Origin of the sequence: Streptomyces sp. NPDC050564 (genome assembly GCF_044457265.1) — a bacterium.
GTDB lineage: Bacteria > Actinomycetota > Actinomycetes > Streptomycetales > Streptomycetaceae > Streptomyces.
Map to the genome: position 1 here is coordinate 139,567 of NZ_JBITGS010000008.1, position 15,883 is coordinate 155,449.

The 15,883-nt window shown below is 70.8% G+C and carries 15 protein-coding genes; 3 read left to right on the forward strand and 12 right to left on the reverse strand.

Annotated features, from left to right (window positions below):
- Positions 1-115: 115 nt before the first annotated feature.
- From ACIBK0_RS14945 to ACIBK0_RS14985, 9 genes are all read right to left on the reverse strand, one after another.
- Positions 116-1,021: an NAD(P)-dependent oxidoreductase gene (locus ACIBK0_RS14945; RefSeq protein ID WP_399079538.1), complete on the reverse strand. Its 906-nt coding sequence runs from the start codon at positions 1,019-1,021 to the stop codon at positions 116-118.
- A complete protein-coding gene (locus ACIBK0_RS14950) occupies positions 1,018-1,749 on the reverse strand; it encodes an SDR family NAD(P)-dependent oxidoreductase (protein ID WP_399079540.1) in 732 nt (243 codons plus the stop codon). The genes ACIBK0_RS14945 and ACIBK0_RS14950 overlap by 4 nt, the downstream gene beginning before the upstream one ends.
- 2 nt (positions 1,750-1,751) lie before the next feature.
- The gene (locus ACIBK0_RS14955; RefSeq protein WP_399079542.1) at positions 1,752-2,633 is read right to left on the reverse strand and encodes a cupin domain-containing protein; all 882 of its coding nucleotides are present in this window, start codon (positions 2,631-2,633) and stop codon (positions 1,752-1,754) included.
- The gene (locus tag ACIBK0_RS14960; protein ID WP_399079544.1) at positions 2,630-3,982 is read right to left on the reverse strand and encodes an amidohydrolase family protein; all 1,353 of its coding nucleotides are present in this window, start codon (positions 3,980-3,982) and stop codon (positions 2,630-2,632) included. The genes ACIBK0_RS14955 and ACIBK0_RS14960 overlap by 4 nt, the downstream gene beginning before the upstream one ends.
- A gap of 22 nt (positions 3,983-4,004) precedes the next feature.
- Positions 4,005-4,985: an alpha-ketoacid dehydrogenase subunit beta gene (locus ACIBK0_RS14965; protein ID WP_399079863.1), complete on the reverse strand. Its 981-nt coding sequence runs from the start codon at positions 4,983-4,985 to the stop codon at positions 4,005-4,007.
- 17 nt (positions 4,986-5,002) lie between these two features.
- Positions 5,003-5,971, reverse strand: a complete 969-nt coding sequence (locus ACIBK0_RS14970) for a thiamine pyrophosphate-dependent dehydrogenase E1 component subunit alpha (protein ID WP_399079547.1) — start codon at positions 5,969-5,971, stop codon at positions 5,003-5,005.
- Complete coding sequence (locus ACIBK0_RS14975; RefSeq protein ID WP_399079549.1) at positions 5,971-7,308, reverse strand: M24 family metallopeptidase; 1,338 nt, start codon at positions 7,306-7,308, stop codon at positions 5,971-5,973. The genes ACIBK0_RS14970 and ACIBK0_RS14975 overlap by 1 nt, the downstream gene beginning before the upstream one ends.
- A 47-nt stretch (positions 7,309-7,355) precedes the next feature.
- A complete protein-coding gene (locus ACIBK0_RS14980; protein ID WP_399079551.1) occupies positions 7,356-8,033 on the reverse strand; it encodes a helix-turn-helix domain-containing protein in 678 nt (225 codons plus the stop codon).
- A gap of 525 nt (positions 8,034-8,558) precedes the next feature.
- Entirely contained in the window at positions 8,559-9,089 is a 531-nt protein-coding gene (locus ACIBK0_RS14985) for a MarR family winged helix-turn-helix transcriptional regulator (protein WP_399079553.1), read from the reverse strand.
- A gap of 242 nt (positions 9,090-9,331) precedes the next feature.
- Between ACIBK0_RS14985 and ACIBK0_RS14990 the strand changes: the two genes are divergently transcribed.
- Entirely contained in the window at positions 9,332-9,883 is a 552-nt protein-coding gene (locus tag ACIBK0_RS14990; protein ID WP_399079555.1) for a YceI family protein, read from the forward strand.
- A gap of 484 nt (positions 9,884-10,367) precedes the next feature.
- Positions 10,368-10,940: a MarR family winged helix-turn-helix transcriptional regulator gene (locus ACIBK0_RS14995; protein WP_399079557.1), complete on the forward strand. Its 573-nt coding sequence runs from the start codon at positions 10,368-10,370 to the stop codon at positions 10,938-10,940.
- 291 nt (positions 10,941-11,231) lie between these two features.
- Here ACIBK0_RS14995 and ACIBK0_RS15000 read toward each other — a convergent pair whose 3' ends face one another.
- Positions 11,232-11,951, reverse strand: coding sequence for a gamma-glutamyl-gamma-aminobutyrate hydrolase family protein (locus tag ACIBK0_RS15000; protein ID WP_399079559.1), 720 nt, complete (start codon positions 11,949-11,951; stop codon positions 11,232-11,234).
- Positions 11,948-13,438 carry an aldehyde dehydrogenase gene (locus ACIBK0_RS15005; protein ID WP_399079562.1) on the reverse strand — a complete coding sequence of 497 codons (1,491 nt, stop codon included), beginning with the start codon at positions 13,436-13,438 and terminating at the stop codon, positions 11,948-11,950. Before ACIBK0_RS15005 ends, ACIBK0_RS15000 begins: the two co-directional genes overlap by 4 nt.
- A 123-nt stretch (positions 13,439-13,561) precedes the next feature.
- Here ACIBK0_RS15005 and ACIBK0_RS15010 point away from each other — a divergent pair, with 123 nt between their 5' ends.
- Positions 13,562-14,272, forward strand: coding sequence for a type 1 glutamine amidotransferase (locus ACIBK0_RS15010; RefSeq protein ID WP_399079564.1), 711 nt, complete (start codon positions 13,562-13,564; stop codon positions 14,270-14,272).
- Between the two features lie 136 nt (positions 14,273-14,408).
- Here ACIBK0_RS15010 and ACIBK0_RS15015 read toward each other — a convergent pair whose 3' ends face one another.
- Complete coding sequence (locus tag ACIBK0_RS15015; RefSeq protein WP_399079566.1) at positions 14,409-15,866, reverse strand: APC family permease; 1,458 nt, start codon at positions 15,864-15,866, stop codon at positions 14,409-14,411.
- Positions 15,867-15,883: the final 17 nt, after the last annotated feature.

The window sequence follows — 15,883 nt, forward strand, 5'->3', positions numbered from 1 at the left end:
TTTCCTTCGGGCCATCAGGCGACCGTGAGGACGAAGGCCGACTCGGCAGCGGCCGGGTGCACCGTCGTCGTCAGCCCTCCGTCGATCGCCCGGTTCCGCGGCCGGTTGTGCGGCACTAGCAGGGCTCCGGAATTTCAGGGCCGCCCGCTCTGAGGAACTCCGCCATCGCGCTCAGATCCCGGCCGCCGAAGCCTCCTTCGGCGGCCGCATGGACCAATCGGCGGTGGAGGCGGGCCTGTTGCATCGACGCGCCGACACGCTCGGCGAGATTCAGGATCAAGTCCAGGTCCTTTACGACGAGTTCGAGGGTGAAGGTCACGGGCGCCTCGTCCGGATGCAGATACGCGTCCCGCTTGTACCGCACGAAGGGTGCGGCCACGGCGCTCGCCGCCAACACCTCGTACGCGGACTCCCGGGGAATCCCCGCCCGCTCGGCGAGCACCAGTGCCTCGGACAGGGCCTGATTGAGCCCGTGGACAACGGCGTTGACCGCCAGCTTCATCGCCGCTCCCGCGCCGCTGTCGCCCACGTGGAAGACCCGCTCGCCCAGCGTGTCGAGCACGGGGCGCACCCGCTCCAGCGCCTCGCCGGAGCCACCCGCCAGCACGGTCAGCCTGCCCTGTTCGACGAAGCTCACGCTCCCGGACACGGGGGTGTCGAGCAATGTCGCACCCTGCTTGTCGACGAGGGCGTGCAGGACCGCGACCGTCTCCGGGGCGAGGGTGCTCGTCTCCAGCACCACGTTGCCCGGGCGGAGTCCGGCCGCGATCCCGTCCCCTCCGCCGTACGCCGCGCCGACAGCCGCGTCGTCGGCGAGCGAGACCAGCACGACGTCCGCGGACGCGGCGGCCTCGCGGGCAGTGGCCGCGACGGTGGCTCCCGCACCGGCGGCCACCGCCTCGGCCTTGTCGCGCGAGCGGTTGTGGACCGTCACCTCGAATCCCGCGCGCCGCAGCCGCCGTACCATCGCGCCGCCCATGCGCCCGGTGCCGATCACCGCGAGCCGCATCGTCGTCGTCATCGCAGCAGCCATCCTCCGTCGACGGCGAGATCGACCCCGTTGACCGAGCGGTTGCGGAGCAGGAAGTCCACGGCGTCCACCACGTCGCGCATGGCGGCGAGTCGACCCGTCGGGGTCCGCGCGCGCAGACTCGCGAGCACCTCGTCGGGCTTGGCCGACCAGAACGGACTGTCGCCGACCACCCCAGGGTGCACGGCGTTCACCCGGACCGGGGCCAGTTCGGTGGCGAAGGTGTGCACCAGACCGGTCACCCCCGCGTTCACGGTCGCCACCGTGGTCGCTCCGGGGTACGGCCGCTCCTTCGCCTGACCGCCGAAGAGCACGATCGCGCTCCCGTCGTGCAGTCGCGGCCGCAGCGTGTGCACGACCTCCGTGTAGCCGACGAGCTTGAGCGTGACCAGGTGGAGCGCCGCGTCGATGTCGTACTGAGCGACGCTGTTGTCGTCACGGGAGATGCCCGCCAGCACCAGGTGGTCGACGCTCCCGACGCGCGCGAGGGCGTCGGCGATCTCTCGTGGCCTGGAGAGGTCGACGGCAAGGCCACGGGCGGCACCGATCTCCTTGGCCACCGTGTCGGCCCGGGGCGCGTCACGGCCGGTGATCACGACCTCGTCGCCGCGCTCCGCGCGGAAACGTGCGATCTCGCGGCCGATTCCCGACGTACCGCCGATGACGACCACCGTCATGGCGCCTCCCGCGGCCACGTTCCCGGCCTCTCCTCCCGCCATGTTCACTGCTTCTCCTCCAGCGCCTCGCGCAGATAGTCCCAGTCCCTGGTGAAGCGGTACGAGTGGCGGGGCGGCGGCTGCGGAGCCTGCGTCTCCAGCCAACGCACCGGCCCTCGGCCGGCGTTGGTGAATCCGTGGACGCAACCGGCGCCCGCCCAGGCGGCGTCGCCGACGCCGAGCCGGTGGCATTCGCCGTCGAAGACGGCGTCCACCGTGCCTTCGAGAATCAGGTACGTCTCCTCGAAGGGATGGTCGTGCGTGCCCGCCATGCCGTCGGGCGCGTACTGCACCATGAACATGGTCGAGGCCACCGCTCCGAGGTCGCCGTCCACCATCATCTTCACGGTGATGCCGCTGTAGACCAGCAGCGCCGTGCGCATGCTCGCCGAGACGGCGAGGAGGTCCTGGGACTGCTTGCCGGGATCCATCAGGTCGGGCTCGAAGTGCCCGAACGACCGGGTGCGCGGGTCGCGGACGTCGATCCGGACCGGCCTGCGCTCCGGCAGCGCGGGCACCGCCCGGGTGTCGTACCCGTAGCGGGCCCGCGGGACCGGCGCGAGCATGTCGGTCCAGCGCCCGACGGTGTCCCCGGCGCCGCGCCAGGCGTGCGGCACGCCGGTCGAGAGCAGCCCGTAGTCCCCCTCGTCGAGGAGGTAGGAGCCTTCCGGCACATCGAGGACGACCGTCCCGGAGAGTACGTGGAAGGTCTCCTCGTACGAGTGCACATGGGCGCCCACCACACCGTCGGGCCGCAACTCGCAGATGCCGAAGCCGGTGTGCACGCTGCCGTCCGCCTCGCCGACGACCGAGCGCCGCCGGAAGCCGCGCGGATCGTACGCCACCTCGGGGGCGTCCGCGGCCCGCCGCACCAGGAAGTTCGTCATGCCTTCGCCCTCACCGCCTTCGCCGCCACGAGGCGGTCGCGCGACTCCTCGACCAGCCGCCGCGCCCGTTCGGCATCGGCGAGCAGCCGGCCGTCCCGTTTGCGGATCACGCCGTCGACGATGACGGTGTCCACGTTGGAGACGTCCGCGCTGAGCGTCACGGCGGCCGCGGCGTCGTGCACCGGCGTCACATTGAGCGCCGTGGCGTCGATCGCGACGACGTCCGCCCGCTTGCCCGGGGTCAGGGAACCGGTCCGGTCCTCGAGTCCCGCGACGTGCGCCCCGTTGAGTGTGGCGATCTTCAGCATCTGACGTGCCGTCAACATGGTTTCGGGGATGCCCACATCGGCCTTCCAGCAGGCGGCGTTGACCCGGGCCCGCTCCGCCCCGAAGGCCGCGCGGATCTGGGTGAACATGTCACCGGGGACCGTTGTCACGACGTCGATGCTGAGCGAAGGCCGCAGCCCGTGCTCGATCGCCTTCATCACGGGCGGCCAGCCGTGCCCCATCTGCGTCTCCACCTGCGGCGCGATCGAGACCGTACCGCCGCTGTCGGCGACCATGCGCCACTCCTCCTCGCTGAAGTAGCAGCAGTGGACGTAGGTGGTGTCGGGACCGAGCAGGCCGAGGTCGTGGAGCTGTTCGACCATGCCGAAGCGGCCGGCCAGGCGGCCCATGGCCACATGTACGGTGATCGGGATGCCCAGCTCGCGGGCGAGGCCCCACTCGGCGGTCACGACGTCGTTGATGCAGAAGCCTGGGCCGCGCGTGGCCAGCGCCATCGTCAACAGCCCGTCGTCGGAGGCGAAGTAGCGGTTCCGGACGCGTCGTACGTCGTCACCCGGCATCGCGATCTTGCTGTCGAACCAGTAGTCGGCGAGCGAGGTGTTGGCGCTGCCGTACGCGTACTGCGCGCGGATGCCCGTCTCGGCCAGCGCCTGCAGCGCCGCGTCGGGATGCTCCGGAGTGTTGTTGATGTGCGACCAGTCGACGAGCGTGGTGATGCCGGCGTTGAGGCATTCCAACGAGCCCGCGAGATTGCCGGCGTACACGTCCTCGGGGGTGTAGACCGGTGCGAAGGTGTCGAGGACGTCGACGAAGTAGTCGTCGAGCGTGGCGTCGGGCGCGCAGCCGCGGATCGGCGCCTCCCAGGTGTGGCGGTGGGTGTCGACGAAGCCCGGGACGACGATGCGGCCCGTCATGTCGAGGACTTCGGCGTCGGCGGCGATCTCGCGTTCCACCGCCGCGATCTTCCCGTCCTCGATGAGGACGTCTCCCCGGGGCAGGTCCCCGATGCCGGGGTCCATCGAGACGACATGGCCCGAGCGCAGAAGCATCCGTTTGGTCATCGCCCTTCCTCCCATGGGGTGTTCAGTACGCCGCGAGGTCCCTGACCCTTGCCACGACCTTGTCGACCGTGGGGATCACCCGCTCTTCGAGCGCGTCCGCGAACGGCAGCGGGACGCACTCCCCCGCCACCCGGCACACCGGTGCGTCCAGCAGGCCGAAGCCCTCGTCGACGACGACCGAGACGAGGGTGCCGCCCCAGCCGCCCTGGTACGGGTTCTCCTCGACGGTGACGAGCCGCGAGGTCTTCGCGACGGAGGCGAGAACGGTCCGGGTGTCCAGCGGCACCAGGCAGCGCAGGTCGATCACCTCGGCCGAAATGCCGTCCACGGCGAGCCGTTCGGCGGCCTGGAGGGCCACGGGCACCATCGAGGCGAGCGCCACGAGCGTGATGTCGCCGCCTTCGCGTACGACGGCCGCGCGCCCCAGCTCGACGACGTGGTTCGGGGGTGCGGGCGACCCCTTGGTGGCGAGCAGTCCCTTGTGCTCGAAGAAGACCACCGGATCGTCGCTGCGGATGGCCGCCGCCATCATGCCGATCACGTCGGCGGGGGTGGCCGGTGCCGCGATCTTCAGTCCGGGAACGGCGAACGCCCAGTTCTCGGTGGCCTGCGAGTGCTGGGCACCGAAGCCGAGTCCGCCCCCGTTCGCCGTGCGGACGACCAAGGGAACCGTGACCTGACCGCCCGTCATGTACCGGACCTTCGGAATCTCGTTGGCGAGATAGTCCCAGCAACAGGCCAGGAAATCGGAGAACATGATCTCCGCCACCGGCCGCATTCCGGTCATGGCGGCGCCCATGGCCGCACCCACGATCGCCTGCTCGGAGATGGGCGTGTCCCAGACCCGCTCGGGCCCGAACTCCTTGTGCAGTCCGGCCGTTGTCTTGAACACTCCGCCGGCCGCGCCGATGTCCTCACCCAGGCACACGACCGTCGGATCGCGGCGCATCTCGCGGGCGATGCCCTCGGCGACCGCCTCGCGATAGGTGATGCTGCGGCCGATGGTCATCCGCTCTCCCGTCATGTCCGCCATGCCGCACCCCCGTCCGCCCATACGTCGGTGAGCGCCTCGCCCGGATCGGGTGCGGGCGCGTTCTTGGCGGCCTCGACAGCCGCCTCCACGGTCTTCTCGACGCGCGCGTCGGCCTCCGCCGTATCGGCGCCGAGGGCTTCGAGCCGGGCGCGGGCGAGATCGAGCGGGTCGTGCTTGAGCCAGCGCTCGACCTCCTCCGCCGGGCGGTAGGTCGCCGGATCGGCCCGGCTGTGCCCGAAGTGACGGTAGGTCAGCGCCTCCAGCACACCGGGTCCCTCCCCTGCACGGGCTCGTTCGGCCAGCCCGGCCACCGCCTCGCGGACGAGCACCACGTCGTTGCCGTCGACGACCTCTCCCGGGATTCCGTACGCGTACGCCCGGTCTGCCGCGGGGCGGGCCACCGCCGTGACCTCTGCAATGGGCGTGTACTCCATATAGAGGTTGTTCTCGCAGACGAAGAGCACGGGCAGCTTCCATACGGCGGCCAGGTTGAGCGCCTCGTGGAAGGCGCCGATGTTGGTCGCACCGTCACCGAAGAAGGCCACCGCGATCTGCTCGGTCCCGCGCAGCCGGGCCGACCAGGCGGCGCCGACCGCCATCGGCAGATGGGCGCCCACGATCGCGTACGAGCCGAGCATGCCGACGGACGCCTTGGTGAGGTGCATCGAACCGCCCTTGGCACGGCACAACCCCGTTGCCCGGCTCATGAGTTCGGCGAGGCACTCCTCCGGGGTCGCGCCGCGGGCCAGGGCATGGTGGTGGCCGCGGTAGGTGGCGAAGACGTAGTCGTCGGGGCGCAGCGCCGCGCTCGCGCCGACCGCGATCGCCTCGTGTCCGGCGGCGAGGTGGGTGGTGCCCTTGACGTGTCCGGACATGAACAGGTCGTGGGCCGCCTTCTCGGTGCGGCGGATCAGCGCCATCCGCTCGTACAGACGAAGGAGTTCGGTGGCGTCCATCAGCGCGCCCCGTTGTCGCGGCGGGTGTTGAGTTGGGACTGCGCCTCGCGCCGTGTGTTCAGCTCTCCGCCCACGGTCCAGTACTTGCGGCCCGCGACGAGCAGTTCCTCGGCCGGGAACTTGGTGATCACCTCGCAGCCGTCGGCGGTGACGACCAGTTCCTCTTCGATGCGCGCCGCCGACCAGCCGTCCTTGGCGGGCCAGTAGGTCTCCAGGGCGAACACCATGCCCTCTTCGAGTACTTCGGGGTGGTCGAGCGAGACGAGGCGGCTGAAGATGGGCTTCTCCCAGATGGACAGGCCGACCCCGTGGCCGTACTGGAGGGCGAAGGCGGCGGTCTCGTCGGGGAAGCCGAACTCCTCGGCGCGCGGCCAGACTCGGACGATGTCGGCGGTGGTCGCGCCCGGCCGCACCAGGGAGATCGCCTCGTCCATGTATTCCCGGCACCTCACGTACGCGTCGCGCTGCGCGCTCGACGCGCTGCCGACGGCGAACGTGCGGTAGTAGCAGGTGCGGTAGCCGAGGTGGCTGTGCAGGATGTCGAAGAAGGCCGGGTCGCCGGGGCGGATGAGCCGGTCGCTGTAGACGTGCGGATGCGGTGAACAGCGCTCTCCCGAGATGGCGTTGACGCCTTCCACGTACTCGCTGCCCAGATCGTAGAGAACCTTGCTGACGAGCCCGACGCACTCGTTCTCCCGCACGCCCGGGCGCAGGTATCCGTACAGCTCCTCGTATGCCGCGTCGACCATCGCGCAGGCCTGGGCGAGGAGCGAGATCTCGTCGGGGGTCTTGGTGCGGCGGGCTCGGAGGAAGACCTGTTGTCCGTCGACGACGTCGATGCCCTGCGCGCGCAGCGCCATGAGGACGGGCATCTCGACAAGGTCGACGCCCAACGGCTCACCGGACAGGCCGTGTTCGCGCAGTTCGGTGGCGATCTTCGCGGCGACGTCCTCGGCGATCCCCGCCTGAGGGTGGAATGCGCCCCGCAGGGTGGAGATACCGGCGCGGGCGCCGGTGGGCGGGCCGCCCTTGCCGTCGCTGTAGTCCAGCCAGGGGTTGTAGAGCTGGTGGTGGCGAGCGGCGGAACCGAAGTCCCAGACCATCGGTTCGCCGCCCCGTACGAGAAGCGCGAAGCGAATCAGCTTGTCCATGGCCCACGTACCGATGTGGGTGGACGACATATAGCGGATGTTGGCGAAGTCGAAGCTGAGCAAAGCGCCCAACTCGGAAGCGTTGAGGGCCTCGTTCAGCCGGGCAAGGCGCTCCTTGCGCAGCCGGTCCAGATCGACGCGCTCTTCCCAGTCGACGGCGTTCGGCCCGAATGTGCGGATCGCCATGGCGACCACCTCCGTCATCCGGAGTGAACGACCGCGCGGGAGAAGTGTCAAGTACTACTGAACACGAACCACACCCCGACGGCGGGTTCGGCACCGTCGTTGCGGTAGCGATGAGGGGTCGTCGACTCGAAGCACACCGCGTCACCGGGGCCCAGCGCGTACTCCTCGAACCCGAGGGTGAGGACGAGTCCGCCGGAGGTGAGGTAGCCGTACTCCGTGCCCGCATGCCGCATCAGACCACCGGAACTGGACGAGGTGCCGCCGGGCCGGTAGGTCACCAGCAGGAAGTCGACATCGGTGCCCGGAACATGGCCGAGACGCTCCCACACCACACCCGAGTCGAGCTCCAGCGTCTCGCGCTGTCCGGCGCCGACCAGCGGCCCGATGCGACGGCCCGGGTCCGCGGCGAAGGCGGCGAGGGCGTGCAGCACGGAGGCGGGTGGTGCGGAGCCCGGCGGCGCGGCCCCCGGCGGGAAGGACCCCACCGCGAGCGGGGCCCGAACACCCGTGTCCTGCGCGTCGAAGAGCGACTCCACCGAGATGGCGAGAGCCGTCGTGATCGCGTACAGCGTGCTTACCGACGGCTGGCTCTTGCCGGTCTCGATCTGCGAGATGAGGCTCGCGGAGACCCCGATCTCCCGCGCGAGACCGCGCAGGCTCACCCCCCGGTCGAGGCGCGCCCGGCGAATGCGCGCGCCGACGGGCGGCGGTGGCTCAGGCGACACGGGCGGCTCCTCTCACGGGCCGGTGATGTGCAGCTCCATTGAACAGGAGCGAGGTCCGCCCGGTGCACGGAACCGGGCAAGGACCTTGTGCCGCACCTGCGGTGGCCGCCTCCCGCAGCAGCTCGATCAGCTGTCGGATGTCGGGGCGCCGAGCCGTGCCCGGACAGGCTCACGGTGAAGACGATGTGGCTCACCGGCTGTGCGAGCAGACGCCGTCGAGACCTGCGGGTAGCGCCCGCCGGGGGCGTTGGCCGGCCCGGTCAACTGCCGCGACCGTGCCGCGAGCTGAGAGAAGTCGCTGCGCGTGCACGGATATCGGGAACGCACAACGCCGAGGGCGCGCTCGTCGGCGATGCGGTCACGGTGCGGGTCCAGCCGGGCCGGGCATCGGCTTGCGGCGCCCGATCAGGCGGCCTCGCGCTGATCAACAGGTCGAGGGGTCCCCGCGCAGACCGTCACCGGACCTCGGCCGAGAGGCCGGAGCCGGCCCCTGCCGAGCTCCGCGGCCGGGTACAGGCACCGGCGTCAGCCGGACTCCACAGCTCCGGGACAGGGCTCGTCCGCGATGCCCAGGGTGGCGAAGGCGCGGGCGAAGGACGCGAAGCCCTCCTCGCCGAGGGGTTCCACGACGCGGCGGCGCACCGCGTCGGCGAACACCTTGGCCGCGGTCGTGGCGGTCTCCCGGCCGAGCGGCGTCAGTACGGCGTACGTCACCCTGCGGTCCGAACTCGATGGGCGGCGTTCAACGAGCCCGGCGTCGGCCAGCCGGTCGACCACTCCGGTCGTCCCCGCGGTGGAGAAGCCGAGCGTCTGGGAGAGCAGCCGCATCGGAGCGGCCCGATCCGGCGAGGCGACCAGGAAGCAGAGCACTTCCAGCGACGAGGGCGGCAGGCCGACCTCGCGCTGCGCCTCGGCGAGGAGCTCGTCCGTGAGCTCCCGGAATCCCGTCGCCAGCGCGTTCCAGCGCTGCAGCAGGTCGGTCTCCTCCGCGCTCGGGCACTGGTCCGCCACACCGGGACACTCGACCCGCTCCACTGTCCGCTGGGGCTCCCCCATACGCCGGCTCCCGTCGTCCGTTCTCACGTCTTGGCCCGCTCGATGCCACTCGATCCCGAGTCCTGGCCACTTGCCGAGGATACCCCGCCCAGCTATTATCTCGCGAGCTATCTAATAGCTGCCAATGTAATAGCTAGCGGTGTATTGAGTCTTCAACCGATCGCCCGCTACCGACGGCCCGCTCCAACACCCGGATCGCTTCCGGCTCCCCCTCAGACCGCTCACGAAAGGCACCAACGACGATGTCCAACACCACCTCGAACTCCCCCCACCCCGGCCCGCTCGCGGATGTCGCCGCCGGCCGTTGGACCCTCGACCCGGCGGGCACCACAGTCCGTATCCAGCACAAGACGTTCTGGGGCCTGGTCAACGTCAAGGGCGTCTTCACCAAGGTCAGCGGCGACGGCGAGGTGCTCGCCGGGGGCGGCGCCCACGGCAGCGTGACGATCGACGCCGCCTCCCTGGACACCAAGAACGCCAAGCGCGACACGCACCTGCGCTCCGCGGACTTCTTCGACGTCGACAAGCACCCCTCGCTCGTCTTCACCGCCACCGATGTCACCCCGGCCGGCAACGGAGCCGCCCAGGTCACTGGCGATCTGACCGTCATCGGCGTGAGCCGCGCGCTCTCCTTCACCGCTCAGGTGTCCGAGGTCTCGGCGGACGCGGTCACCGTCACTGCCGAAATCCCGGTCGACCGCAAGGAGTTCGGCATGACCTGGAACCAGGCCAACATGCTGAAGCCGCTGACGTTCGTCACGATCACCGCGCGCTTCACCCGTCGGTCCTCCTGACCCGGGGTGCGACCGGGCGGCGACCCCGCCGACGACGACGCCTGAGGACCAAGGAGCAGGCGACGGCATGAGATTCCTGGAGCACGAGCACGCGGCCCACGGCGAACTGCTGCCCGGCGACGAGAGTCTGCGGGCCCTGCCTGACCACCGGCTCGGAATTGCACAGGACCGCCCTCAGTCGCGGGAAAGCCCTACCAGGCGCGGGCGGCCCGGACGAGGCTGTCGCGGACCCGAGTGACGTCCGGGTTGCTCGCGACGCCGGGCCGCTGCACCAGGAAGAGGGTGTTGAGGGGGGCTCCGTCGGGCCGTGAAGCAGGACGAGGCGGCCGTCGGCGAGGTGTTCCCGGCACAGCGAGCGGGGCAGCACGCTGTGCCGGCGCCCGCGGTGAACTGGAGGCGCCCATCCCTCCAGCACTTCGTACAATTTGAGTCCGAACGATATCTTCGAGACCACGCGCCCCCGCGTCATCGAAGGAGTGTGCCCGTGCCTGGCCAGCGATCCATCACCGAAGCCGAGAAGCTCGCGGAGGCGAAACTCGGCGGCTTTCCGATCCGTCACGAGCAGATGGCCGTGGTCGCCAACATCTATCGCGCGGCCTCGGCGGTCCGGCAGCACTTGGAGAACTCGGTGCTGCGCGGGTCCGATCTGACGTGGACGGCGTTCGTCGTGCTCTGGGTGGTCTGGATCTGGGGCGAGTCGGAGACCCGGCACATCGCGGAGGAAGCGGGCATCTCCAAGGGCACGCTCACCGGGGTCTCGCGGACTCTGGAGGCACGGGGGCTGCTCCGGCGGGCGAGCCATCCCACCGACGGCAGGCTGGTGTTGCTCAGCCTCACCGACGAGGGCGAGGAACTCATGCAGCGGGTGTTCCCGAAGTTCAACGAGGAGGAGGCCTTCGTCGCCGGGCAGCTCAGCGACGAGGAGTGCCGCAGCGTCGCCGAGGGGCTGCGCAGGGTCGTACTCCAGGTCGAGGAGCACGGCGAGGAGCGCCGCCTCACCCTCCTGGACGGAGCCCAGCCCGCCCCGCGCCGCAGCGGACGCCGCCCCAAGGCCTGAGGGCGCGACGCGACAGGTGCGACACGGCAGGCGAGACGCACCTGGCCACGGACGAGGTCGTTGCGGAGGGAACTCGGCGGCTGTGAAGAGCCCCGCACCTCGGCCGGCCTCGGGGGACGCCTCGCGGCGCGCATCGTCCTGCCCGTGGCCATGCGGCCGGCCCCACTGCCAGGTGGGCTGTGCCGCAGGGAGGCCGACGCGCCGCGGACGGCCGCATGGGGGCGGGTCGTCGCCTTCCGGCGTGAGCCGGGGTCCGTGCGGTCGTCCGCGGCCGAAGAAAGCCATGTCGCGTCAGAGGCGGTCCTGAGCCGCGCGCACCAGGGCGTCGAACAGTCCCTGCTGGGCAGAGTCCTCGTGCGCGGTGTCCTCGGGATGCCACTGCACGGCGGTGAACCAGCCCTGGGCATCGGGGTGTTCGAGGCCTTCCACGGTGTCGTCGGCGGCCCGCGCGGTGACCGTGAGTCCGGCTCCGGTGCGGTCCACTCGCTGATGGTGGTAGCAGGAGGCCTCCACCTTCTCGGCGCCGACGGCCTGTTCGAGCAGTGTGCCGCGTCGCACGGCCACCGGGTGCACGACATGGCGGTGTTCGCGCTCCGGCCCGCCCATGTCCTGGAGCAGGGTGCCGCCGAGGGCGACGTTGACGGCCTGCAGACCGCGGCAGACGGCGAGCAGGGGCAGGCCCAGGTCGAGTGCCTGCCGGGCGACTTCGAGGTCGAAGTGGTCCTGCACATCGTCGACGTCGTAGACGCTGTCGTGGGTGTCGGTCGCGCCGTAGCGGTACGGGGCGAGGTCGCCACCGCCGGGGAGCAGGACGCCGTCGAAGCGGGCGAGCCGTGCCGCCACGTCGGTGTCCGCGGAGCCGGTCGGATGGATGGTCGCCGGCTCGCCGCCGGCCCGCCACACGGCTTCGATCAGCGCGCGGGCGTTGACCTCGGCCGCGTACCGCAGGGCCGAGGTAGAGGCGGCGAACCGGGCGGGAACGGCGATGAGCGGTCGCACGGGCGTCGTCACAGCTGGATCCAGGTGGTCTTGAGTTCGGTGTACTTCTCCAGGGCGTGGGCGGACTTGTCGCGTCCGTTGCCCGACTGCTTCATGCCGCCGAAGGGCACGGTAAGGTCGCCCTCCTCGTAACAGTTCACCCAGACCGTGCCGGCCTTCAGCGCGCGCGAGACCCGGTGTGCGGTGGACAGGTCGCTCGTCCACAGGCCGGCGGCGAGGCCGTACTCGGTGGCGTTGGCGAGCGCGACCGCCTCGTCGACGTCGTCGAAGGTGAGGACGGACAGGACGGGGCCGAAGATCTCCTCGCGAGCCAGCCGCATCCCGGGCTCGACTCGGTCGAAGACGGTGGGCCCCAGGAAGCTTCCGCCCGACTCGGCCAGTGTGCGGGCGCCGCCGACGAGCAGCCGGGCGCCCTCGTCCAGTCCCGTACCGATGTGGTCGAGTACCCGCTCCAGGTGGCTCTCGCCGACCAGCGCGCCCATCTCGGTGGCCGGGTCGAGGGGATCGCCGACGCGAAGGTCCCGGGCCCGCACCACGATGGCCTCGGTGACGCGTTCGGCGATCGAGGAGTGGACGAGCAGGCGGGAGGGTGCGGTGCACATCTCGCCCTGGTTGAAGAAGATGCCCCAGGCGGCGGTCGCGGCGGCCTTCTCCAGGTCGGGGGCGTCCGGAAGGATGATGTTGGGGGACTTGCCGCCCAGCTCCAGCCAGACCCGCTTGAGGTTGGAGTCGGCTGCGTAGCGCAGGAAGTGCCGCCCCACGGCGGTGGATCCGGTGAAGGCGAGGACGTCGACGTCCGGGTGCAGGCCGATCGCGCGGCCGGCCACCGGGCCGTCGCCGGTGACGACGTTCAGAACGCCGGGCGGCAGTCCGGCCTCGGTCGCCAGCCGCCCCAGCAGCAGCGCGGACAGCGGCGAGTTCTCCGACGGCTTCAGTACGACGGTGCAGCCCGCGGCGAGCGCGGGTGCGACCTTCCAACTCGCCAGCGTCAGCGGGAAGTTCCAGGGCACGACCGCGCCGACGACACCGGCGGGCTCCCGGGTGACGAGCGCGAGCGCGTCCGGAGCGGTGTGCGGGGACTCGTCGGTGAGCTTGTCGGCCAGCTGTCCGTACCAGCGGAAAGAATTGATGGCGGCGCGCAGTTCGATGTCGTACGCGTCCGTGATCGGCTTGCCCATCTCCAGACTGACGGTCAGCGCGAGGCGGTCGCGCCGCTCCTCCAGCAGGTCGGCGATGCGCAGCAGGACGCGGCCGCGGTCGGCAGGGGCCAGGCGCGGCCAGGGCCCGGAGTCGAAGGCCCGGCGGGCCGCGGCGACGGCGAGGTCGACCTCGGCCTGCTGCGCGTCGGCCACGTCGGTCAGGACCTCGCCATTGCGGGGTGCGACAGCGGCGAACGAGGTACCGCCGCCGGGCTCGTCGGCGCCGTCGATGTGGTGGACGCCGGACAGATCCAGCTCCTTGGCTCGGCGCAGCCACTCCTCGTGGGTGACATCCAACATGCGTGGCCTCCAGGTAACACCCAATACGTTTGGGCTCAAACGGTATGATGTTCCGCGGGCCTTCACAAGGGCCTCGGCCGACACGTGGGACGGCCGACACACGGAAGGAAGGGAGCGCCCGTCGTGCGAGCACTCATCGTCCGGCACGAGCACGTCACGGAGCCGGGGCTGGTGGGAGCCCGGCTCACCGAGCGTGGATACGACCTCACCACGGTCACGGTCGTGCCCGAGCGTCATCACGACGCGCCGGACGTGGCGTTCGACTTCCCCGACCCCGCCGACTGGGACCTGATCGTGTCGCTCGGCGCCCCCTGGTCCGTGTACGACGAGTCGGTCATCGGGAGCTGGATCGGCGGCGAGCTCACACTGCTGCGCAAGGCGCACGACCTCGGTGTCCCCGTGCTGGGCGTCTGCTTCGGCGCCCAGGCCCTCGCGACCGCCCTCGGCGGATCGGTGGAGCCGCCCCCGCGCCCCGAGATCGGCTGGACGGACATCGAGACCGACCAACCCACGGTGGTGCCGCCGGGGCCGTGGTTCCAGTGGCACTACGACCGGTGCGTCCTGCCGCCCGGCGCGGTGGAGTTGGCCCGCAATGCCGTGGGCCCGCAGGCCTTTCGAGCGGGGCGCAGTCTCGGTGTGCAGTTCCACCCGGAGATCACCACGGCGATGGTGCGCGGCTGGCTCGACCTCGGCGGTGCGGAGCAGTGCGTGCGGCACGGCGTGGACCCGGACGAGCTGTTCGCGCGGAGCCGTGCCCTGGAGCCTGCGGCGCGGGTCGACGCGGGTCGCCTGGTCGACGGATTCCTCGACCTGGTGGCGCACACGAGCAGATGACCCGCTGCCGCCAGGCCGCGACGGCGCCGGACAGGACCGGTGCGGCCACTTGGTCGGCGAGCTCGAACCGGCCCGGCGGTCGGCATCGCGACCTCGGGCGGCCCGGCAGGAGCCGGGCCGCCCCGTACGGTGCGCGTCAGCCCCTGGCCGCCGCCCTGCCACGGGTCAGCCGGGCGGCGACCACACCCAGGACGAGAACCGCGGGGACGGTGAGTTCGAGCCAGAGGGCAGTGGTCGGGTCGCCGCCGATGAGCGTGGTGAAGTTCTCGATGATCAGCCAGATCGCGCCGGCGATGCCGAGCGCACCCAGGACCGGCGCGATCAGCGTGTTCCAGGGTCGCGTGTCCTGGCGCCCCCGGCGGAAGAAGACGATCACCGAGACCGAGGTCAGGAAGTAGAGCAGCATGCAGCCCAGCACCGCCACCCCGCTGAACCAGGAGAAGAGGGTCAGCACCGGGTCCTTGCCCAGCAGCGCGAACGGCATGACCAGCACCAGGGCGATCGCGGTCTGCACGCCACCGGCCACCCAGGGCGAGTGACGCCGGTTGATCGCGGTCAGCCGGTGCGGCAGCAGACCGTCGCGACCGAGCGAGAACAGATAGCGGTTGGCGGAGTTGTGGAAGGCGAGGATGCCGGCGAAGAGCGAGGTCGCCAGCAGGAACGGCAGCACGTCTCCCACCCAGGCGCCGAACTGCGCGGTGATCGGCGCGAAGACGAACGTCGTGGAGTCACCGCTCGCCAGGGCCGTCCCGGCGGCCTCTGGAGCCTTCGACGCGCCGTAGGCGGACACCAGCATCCAGGAGGTGAAGGCGAAGAAACCGGTGATGACGGCGACCGACAGATAGGTGGCCCGAGGAACGGTCCTGCGCGGCTCGCGGGCCTCCTCGCCGTAGATGGCGGTGGCCTCGAAGCCGAACATCGACGCCACGGCGAACATCAGCGCGACGCCCGGAGCGCCCTGGAACGCGGCCTTGGGCGAGAAGCTGTCCGTGAAACCGAGCCCCTCCGGTCCGCCACCCTTGAAGAGGGTCACGAGCGCGAAGACGAACAGGATGCTGAACTCCGCCAGCACGAAGACGGCCAGGATCTTGGCACCCATCTCGATGCCCGCGGCACCGAGTACCTGGACCACGACCATGGCGCCCAGCACCCAGACCCACCACGGGACACTGACACCGGCGTAGTGCTCGACCAGGCCGCTCACGGTGGCGCCGTACAGCCCGTACATGGCGGCCTGGACGGCACAGTAGGCGAAGAGCGCGACACCGGCGCTGCCGGACCCGGTCGGGCGGCCGAGCCCCTTGCCGATGTACGTGTAGAAGGCGCCGGCGTCCACGACATGGCGGCCCATCGCCACGAAGCCGACGGAGAACAGCAGGATGACGACACCGGCCACGGCGTACGCCGCGGGCGCACCCGTGCCGTTGCCCAGGGCGACGGCGATGGGCACGGCTCCGGCGATACCGGTGAGCGGTGCCTGGGCGGAGAGGACGAAGAAGAGGATGCCCAGGACGCCGAGGGAGTTGGGCTTGAGCTTGCCTGCGGTGGGCGCGTCCTGTGCGGCCGCTGTTCTGACGACCGTCTGACTGTCCACTCGGATCACCTGCCATG

Excerpts from the sequence above, each read along its gene's own strand:
- ACIBK0_RS14945 (WP_399079538.1), bottom strand. The coding sequence starts at position 1,021 with ATGACGACGACGATGCGGCTCGCGGTGATCGGCACCGGGCGCATGGGC.
- ACIBK0_RS14950 (WP_399079540.1), bottom strand. The coding sequence starts at position 1,749 with ATGGCGGGAGGAGAGGCCGGGAACGTGGCCGCGGGAGGCGCCATGACG.
- ACIBK0_RS14955 (WP_399079542.1), bottom strand. The coding sequence starts at position 2,633 with ATGACGAACTTCCTGGTGCGGCGGGCCGCGGACGCCCCCGAGGTGGCG.
- ACIBK0_RS14960 (WP_399079544.1), bottom strand. The coding sequence starts at position 3,982 with ATGACCAAACGGATGCTTCTGCGCTCGGGCCATGTCGTCTCGATGGAC.
- ACIBK0_RS14970 (WP_399079547.1), bottom strand. The coding sequence starts at position 5,971 with ATGGACGCCACCGAACTCCTTCGTCTGTACGAGCGGATGGCGCTGATC.
- ACIBK0_RS14975 (WP_399079549.1), bottom strand. The coding sequence starts at position 7,308 with ATGGCGATCCGCACATTCGGGCCGAACGCCGTCGACTGGGAAGAGCGC.
- ACIBK0_RS14985 (WP_399079553.1), bottom strand. The coding sequence starts at position 9,089 with ATGGGGGAGCCCCAGCGGACAGTGGAGCGGGTCGAGTGTCCCGGTGTG.
- ACIBK0_RS14990 (WP_399079555.1), top strand. The coding sequence starts at position 9,332 with ATGTCCAACACCACCTCGAACTCCCCCCACCCCGGCCCGCTCGCGGAT.
- ACIBK0_RS15005 (WP_399079562.1), bottom strand. The coding sequence starts at position 13,438 with ATGTTGGATGTCACCCACGAGGAGTGGCTGCGCCGAGCCAAGGAGCTG.